Source organism: Saccharopolyspora sp. (assembly GCF_017434145.1).
Classification (GTDB): domain Bacteria; phylum Actinomycetota; class Actinomycetes; order Mycobacteriales; family Pseudonocardiaceae; genus Saccharopolyspora_C; species Saccharopolyspora_C galaxeae.
On record NZ_JAFRFW010000042.1, the window covers coordinates 1 to 6304 of the forward strand.

8 protein-coding genes are annotated in these 6304 nt (G+C 70.6%); 5 read left to right on the forward strand and 3 right to left on the reverse strand.

Annotated features, from left to right (window positions below):
- Window positions 1-268: MFS transporter (locus IJH84_RS01070; protein WP_367268931.1), on the forward strand; the 268-nt coding region annotated here is incomplete at its 5' end.
- Window positions 269-278: 10 nt separating this feature from the next.
- Here IJH84_RS01070 and IJH84_RS01075 read toward each other — a convergent pair.
- The 3 genes from IJH84_RS01075 to IJH84_RS01085 all read right to left on the reverse strand — a co-directional run bounded on the left by IJH84_RS01075 (window position 279) and on the right by IJH84_RS01085 (window position 2666).
- Complete coding sequence (locus tag IJH84_RS01075; protein WP_295139157.1) at window positions 279-1025, reverse strand: MBL fold metallo-hydrolase; 747 nt, start codon at window positions 1023-1025, stop codon at window positions 279-281.
- A gap of 136 nt (window positions 1026-1161) precedes the next feature.
- The gene (locus tag IJH84_RS01080) at window positions 1162-1824 is read right to left on the reverse strand and encodes a 4'-phosphopantetheinyl transferase (RefSeq protein ID WP_295139160.1); all 663 of its coding nucleotides are present in this window, start codon (window positions 1822-1824) and stop codon (window positions 1162-1164) included.
- Window positions 1821-2666, reverse strand: coding sequence for a metallophosphoesterase (locus IJH84_RS01085; protein WP_295139163.1), 846 nt, complete (start codon window positions 2664-2666; stop codon window positions 1821-1823). Before IJH84_RS01085 ends, IJH84_RS01080 begins: the two co-directional genes overlap by 4 nt.
- Window positions 2667-2995: 329 nt before the next feature.
- Between IJH84_RS01085 and IJH84_RS01090 the strand changes: the two genes are divergently transcribed.
- The 4 genes from IJH84_RS01090 to IJH84_RS01105 form a co-directional block, all read left to right on the forward strand.
- Window positions 2996-3853 (forward strand): ABC transporter permease, encoded by an 858-nt coding sequence (locus IJH84_RS01090; protein WP_295139166.1) that lies wholly within the window; start codon window positions 2996-2998, stop codon window positions 3851-3853.
- Window positions 3826-4566, forward strand: a complete 741-nt coding sequence (locus tag IJH84_RS01095) for an ABC transporter ATP-binding protein (protein WP_200070697.1) — start codon at window positions 3826-3828, stop codon at window positions 4564-4566. The genes IJH84_RS01090 and IJH84_RS01095 overlap by 28 nt, the downstream gene beginning before the upstream one ends.
- Window positions 4567-4686: 120 nt before the next feature.
- Complete coding sequence (locus IJH84_RS01100) at window positions 4687-5805, forward strand: LLM class flavin-dependent oxidoreductase (protein ID WP_295139172.1); 1119 nt, start codon at window positions 4687-4689, stop codon at window positions 5803-5805.
- 222 nt (window positions 5806-6027) lie between these two features.
- On the forward strand, window positions 6028-6304 hold a 277-nt coding region (locus IJH84_RS01105), incomplete at its 3' end, for an alpha/beta hydrolase (protein WP_295139174.1).

Consider the following 6304-nt stretch of genomic DNA (forward strand, 5'->3'; position numbering starts at 1 on the left):
CGCGGTCGTGCTGGCCGGGCTCGGGATGGGCGTCGGCCAGCCGCTGACGATGTCGTGGCTTGCCGAGTCGACCCCGCCGGGCCTGCGCGGGCGCGCGATGTCGTTGCGCCTGACCGGGAATCGGGCCGGTCAGGTCGTGGTGCCCGGAGCGGTCGGCCTCGTCGCCGCCGGAGTCGGCGCTGCAGGCGTGCTCGGAGCCACCGCCGCGGCCCTGGCGTGCACGGCCGTGCTGGCACGAGGGTTGCCGGTGGACAGTCCGCGGAGCTGAGGGCTCCCGCTCAGCCCGGTTCGATGGTCAAACCCGGTTCGGCGACGTCGATCGCACCGCGGTACTCGCGCCGCGCCGCCGAGCGCGCCGCCGATCGGTCGGTGCCCGGCCAGAGGTGGGTGAGCACGAGACGCCCGACCGCGGTGCGCGTTGCGCACCGTCCCGCTTGCCAGGCCGTGGACAGGTGCGGGGAGTCGGAATCCGGCACGACCCGCTCGACGAAGGTCGCTTCCGCGAGCAGCACGTCGGCTCCCGCGGCGAGTGCATCGAGCTGCGGGCTCGGACCGCTGTCGCCGGTGTAGACGAGCGTGCTGCCACCCGCGGCCAGCCGAACCGCCGCGTTCGGCACGAAGTGCGGCGTGCACCGTGCGTCCACTGTGAACGGTCCGATGGCGAACCGGTGTCCCGCCGTGAACTCGGCCAGGCGATAGGCCGTCGCCAGCATGTGCGGGGAGTCCAGCGCGAGCACCGGCCCCAATGCTCCCGGCAACGAGTGCACGGGCAGCGGCGCGCAGGGGTCCGGACCGAGCGCACGCGCGCGCAGCAGCGGGTTCAAATCGGCGCAGTGGTCGGGATGACCGTGGCTGACCAGCACCGCGTCGACCCGCTCCGCAGCGGTGGTCCGCAGCAGCGCTTGGAACGTGCCGTAACCGGGATCGATCAGCAGCCGGAAACCGCCGTGTTCGACCAGGTAGCCACTGCACCCCTGGTCCGGAACGGGCCAAGCGCCGCAACCCCCGAGAACCGTGATGCGCACCCACCGGATGTTACGGCGAGAACGCGAAGAGCCGCCGGAAGCCCATCGGTCCCGTCCCCGCAGCACGATCCGCTGCGGCATCGCCGCTACCGAACTCGGGCAGCCGCCCGATTCGTGAGCGCGGTTCCCCGACGGCTCATCCTGTCGTACGCAAGCGGGTGATCGCGGTGATGATGAGGCCGTCGGCGGCCAGCCAGCGGCCGGTGAACGAGTCCAGCGGTGCGCCCTCGACGTCCGGTCCGCGTTTGAGCAGCTGCGCGTGGAACGCGCCGTCGCGGGCGATGGTGAGTTCGGCGTCTTCGAAACCGAGCCATTCCCGGGCCACGGGGAACCACGCCTTGTACACGGATTCCTTGGCGCTGAACAGGATCCGGTCCCAGTGCAACGACGAGTCCGGTGTGGACAGTTCAGTGATCCGGCCGCGCTCGGCGGGCAGCGTGACCGCCTCCAGCACCCCGTCCGGAAGTGCGTCGTGCGGTTCGGCGTCGATGCCCACCGTGAGCACGGTTTCCTGGCGGCCGACCACCGCGGCCCGGTAGCCGAGGCAGTGCGTCATGCTGCCCGCCACGCCTTCGGGCCAGCCGGGTGCGCCGCGTTCACCCGGCAGCAGGGGAGCAGCCGGCACGCCGATCTTGGCCAGCGCGTTGCGCGCGCAGTGCCGCACGGTGGTGAACTCGCGGCGGCGCTTGTCCACCGCGCGGGCGATCACCTGCGACTCCTCGTCGAACAGCCACGCCTCCGGCGGGTCGGTGAAAGTCTCCTCCCAGGCCAGTTCGCCCGGCAGCAACCGCTCGATCACGCCGCCTCCTCGCCGAACACCGGCCGCAGCGAGTCCGCGGGCAAGCCGTGCCGCTTCCACTCGCGCGGGTAGCCGACCGAGACTTCCTGGAAGCGCACCCCGTCGTGCCAAGTGGTTCGCGGAATGTGCAGGTGCCCGTAGATCACCACCGAAGCCCGGTGCCGCAGGTGCCAATCCGCGGTGTGCACGGTTCCGCACCACTGCGCGAACTGCGGGTACCAGAGGACGTCGGTGGGTTCGCGCACCAGCGGGTAGTGGTTCACCAGCACGGTGGGAAGTTCCGGGTCGCACTCGGCGAGCCGCTGCTCGGTGTAGGCCAGCCGGGCGCGGCACCAGTCGTCGCGGGTCTCGTAGGGGTCGGGGTGCAGCAGGAACTCGTCGGTGCACACCACGCCGGACTCGTGCGCGACGGCCAGCGCCTCTTCCTTGGTGGCGGTTCCCGCCGGGCGGAACGTGTAGTCGTAGAGCACGAACAGCGGCGCGACGGTGACCGGGCCGCCGCGGCCGGTCCAGATCGGGAACTCGTCCTCGGGCGTGACCACGCCGAGTTTCCGGCAGCGGCGCACCAGCTCCAGGTAGCGCGCTTCGCCGCGCAGTTGCAGCGAATCCTGCTTCGGCGTCCACAGCTCGTGGTTGCCGGGAACCCAGATGACCTTGGCGAACCGTTCCGCGAGCAGCTCCAGCGCCCAGGAGATCTCGTCGGAGAGCTCGCCGACATCTCCGGCGACGATCAGCCAGTCGTGCTCGGTGCGCGGGCGCAGGTTGCGGGCGATGTCCTTGTTCTCGGCCATCGCGACGTGCAGATCGCTGACGGCCAGCAGTTCACCTGGGGTAGAGCTCATGATGTGCCGATCGTATCCGTGCTGGTGAGCTTCCCGGGGCGGTTCTGGGGGAATTCACAGTCCGCGGCGGGCTCCCACGGGCTGGGAATCGAATCTCGGCTCTCCGGGTTGGGTTTACGGCCGGGCAGGGCGTCGATACCGTCACCACATGGCCCGGACGGCGACTCTCACCACACGCGGATACGTGGATTTCGCGCGTGTGTCGTCCGCGCTCTGTAGCGCCTGAAAACTCCCGCGGGCGACCGCGGTCGAGGCCGACGCCTTCCTCCTGATTCCTCCCGGCGGCACCCGCGCGCGGTGCACGCCGTGCTGTCCAGCGGAGCGTGCTGATGACTCTGCCCGATCATGCCCCGAACGGCGCCCGGGCCGACCCGGATGCCATCGCGGTCACCAACGTCCGGAACAGCAAAGCCAGGAACCGCCCGCGGATTCCACGCTGGTTGTTCAAAACCTTCAGTCCCGTCGGGCTGATCGTGCTGTGGCAGGTGCTCAGCGGTACCGGCCTGCTCGACGAGGACACGCTGGCCTCCCCGGCCACGGTGCTGGCCACCGCCGGCGAGCTGTGGGAGGAGGGCCGGATCCAGTCGGCCGTGCTGACCTCGGTGCAACGCGTCGGTGCCGGACTCGTGTGCGGGCTGGTCGCAGCCGTGGTGCTGGCGACCCTGTCGGGGTTGTTCCGCCGGGGTGAGGACCTGATCGACGCGCCGATGCAGATGCTGCGCACGGTTCCGGTGATCGGACTGATCCCGCTGCTGATCATCTGGTTCGGCATCGGCGAGGAACCCAAGATCATCCTGATCGCGCTGGCAGTGACCTTCCCGCTGTACATGAACATCTACGGCGGCATCCGCAACGTCGATGCCGGCCTGGTGGAGGCGTCCAGGACGCTCGGGCTCGGCCGGTTCGCCCAGGTGCGCCACGTGATCCTGCCCGCGGCGATGCCCAACGCCCTGGTGGGCCTGCGGTACTCGCTCGGTTCGGCGTGGCTGGCGCTGGTGTTCGGCGAAACGATCAACGCCACCGCGGGCATCGGCTACGAGATGAACATGGCGCGCGAGTTCTTCCAGACCGACGTGATCGTGGTCTGCCTGGTGCTCTACGCCCTGCTCGGCCTGGTGGCCGATTTCATCGTGCGACTTCTGGAAAGGACTGTTCTGGCATGGCGACCGGCCTTCCGCGGAGCGTAGCCGAGCGCGCGCCCGAGACGACGGCGCTGCCCGCGTCGGTGCGCGGGCTCACCAAGAGCTTCGACGAGCACACCGTCCTCAATGGACTCGACTTGGACATCCGGCCGGGCCAGTTCGTTGCCCTGCTCGGCCCCAGCGGCTGCGGAAAGAGCACGCTGCTGCGCATCCTGGCCGACCTGGACCGCGAGATCGGCGGGGACGTGCAGGTCGCGCGGCGCCGTGCGGTGGCGTTCCAGTCCCCGCGGCTGATGCCGTGGAAACGGGTGTGGCGCAACGTGGTCCTGGGCCTGGACGGGCGTCCGGACCGGGCGAAGGCGATCGAGGCGCTGGAGGAGGTCGGCCTGGGACATCGGGTCGACGTGTGGCCCAAGGTGCTCTCGGGCGGTGAGGCGCAGCGCGCCTCGCTGGCGCGGGCGCTGGTGCGGGAACCGGACCTGTTGCTGCTGGACGAGCCGTTCTCCGCGCTCGACGCGCTGACCCGGATCAAGGTGCAGAACCTGGTCGGCGAGCTCTGGCAGCGCCACGGCTGCGCGATCCTGCTGGTCACCCACGACGTCGAAGAGGCGCTGCTGCTGGCCGATCGGGTGCTGGTGCTGCGCGACGGCGGCATCGCGCATGACCAGCTCGTCGAGCACGAACGGCCGCGGGACGTTTCCGCGCCGGGTTTCGTGGCCCAGCGCGCGGAACTGCTGTCCTGGCTCGGTGTCCACTGAGGACTTCGTTGTGAAGGGGCTGCGGGCCGTTCGCGGCTCCGGCACGCGCGGTCCTGAGCCGAAACCGGACCGGTGAGCTTTTCCGGCAACGCAACGCACATTCGTGAAGGAAGTGGTGACATGTCGGTCGAGATCGTCGGCATGATCGGGGCGCAGCACGTCTCGGAGATCCATCCGGCCGGCGGCCCGGCGATCGACCCGGAGTTCCTGCGCCGGTTCGCCCGCGCGCACGAGGACGGCGGGTTCGACCGCGTCCTCATCGGACACGGTTCGGGTTCGCCGGACGGCACGCAGCTCGCCGCGCACGTGGCCGCGCACACCGAACGACTCGGTTTCCTGGTCGCGCACCGGCCGGGTTTCGTCGCGCCGACGCTGGCCGCGCGCACGTTCTCCACATTGGACACGTTGGCGCGCGGGCGGATCGCGGTGCACGTCATCAGCGGCGGCAGCGATGCCGAGCAGCGGCGCGACGGCGACTACCTCGGCAAGGACGAGCGCTACGCGCGCACCGACGAATACCTCGAAGTGCTCAAACGGGCCTGGACCGAGCCGGGCCCGATCGACCACGTGGGCGAGCATTATCGGTTCGAGGGATTCGAGACGCAGGTGAAACCGGCGCAGCAGCCCCGGATTCCGCTGTACTTCGGCGGATCGTCGCAGGCGGCGTACCGGGTCGGCGGCAAGCACGCCGACGTGTTCGCGCTGTGGGGCGAGCCGCTGGCCGAGACCGCCGAGCAGATCGCGTCGGTGCGGGCTGCCGCGAAGGCCGCCGGGCGCTGCGACCTCCCGGGCATCAGCGTCTCGTTCCGGCCGATCCTCGGTGCCACCGAAGAACTCGCGTGGCAACGGGCGCACCGGATCCTGGACCGGATCCACGCGGCTCGCGGCGGATTCGGCTCGTTCACCGGGCCGAAGACGCTCGGCAAGTCCGCCGAGGTCGCCAACGTCGGATCGCAGCGATTGCTCGCCGCCGCGGCGGGCCGAGACCTGCACGACCGTGCACTGTGGACTCCCACGTCGCGCGCGACGAACGCGGCGGGGAACTCCACCGCGCTGGTGGGCACCGCCGAGACGGTGGCCGAGGCGCTGGCCGACTACGTCGACATCGGGGTGAGCACGCTGCTGATCCGCGGCTACGACCCGCTGGACGACGCCATCGACTACGGCCGCGAACTCCTCCCGCGAGTGCGCGAAACCGTCGCCCGCCGCGCGGCGAACCCCGCACCCGCGATTTCCTGAGTGAACGGCCCGCTGGTCCCAATAGATTGGTCAAACGGTCCGTTCGCTCGGCGATCAGCGATCAGGCGACACGTGGGAGCGCCACTCGATCCGGGTGCTCATGGGGGAGTGAACGGCCCGCTGGTCCCAATAGATTGGTCAAACGGTCCGTTCACTCCGGGGTGCGGGCGGAGTGGGAGTGCGGCGGGGGATCATGCCGGGGGAGAGAGGAACGGAGGGGTCATGACGCGCACCTGGGCGCCGGAGAACGCTTCGCGGGGGCATGTCGTCGTGCTGCACGGGCGGGGCGAGCACCCCGGCGTGTACGAGCGGCTCGGGCGGCGGCTGGCCGCCGACGGCTACACCGTCGTGGCGCCGGACCGCGAAGCCTCCCCGGAGAGCTGGGTCGCCGGTGCGGGCGAGGCCGCCCGCGTGCTCGCGGGCTCGGACACCGGCGCGCTGCTGGCGTGGGAGGCGGCGCTGGCCGACTACGTCGACATCGGGGTGAGCACGCTGCTGA

What these genes read in the sequence shown, in the direction of transcription:
- IJH84_RS01085 (WP_295139163.1), bottom strand. Translation starts at nt 2,666, where the DNA reads ATGAGCTCTACCCCAGGTGAACTGCTGGCCGTCAGCGATCTGCACGTC.
- IJH84_RS01090 (WP_295139166.1), top strand. Translation starts at nt 2,996, where the DNA reads ATGACTCTGCCCGATCATGCCCCGAACGGCGCCCGGGCCGACCCGGAT.
- IJH84_RS01095 (WP_200070697.1), top strand. Translation starts at nt 3,826, where the DNA reads ATGGCGACCGGCCTTCCGCGGAGCGTAGCCGAGCGCGCGCCCGAGACG.
- IJH84_RS01100 (WP_295139172.1), top strand. Translation starts at nt 4,687, where the DNA reads ATGTCGGTCGAGATCGTCGGCATGATCGGGGCGCAGCACGTCTCGGAG.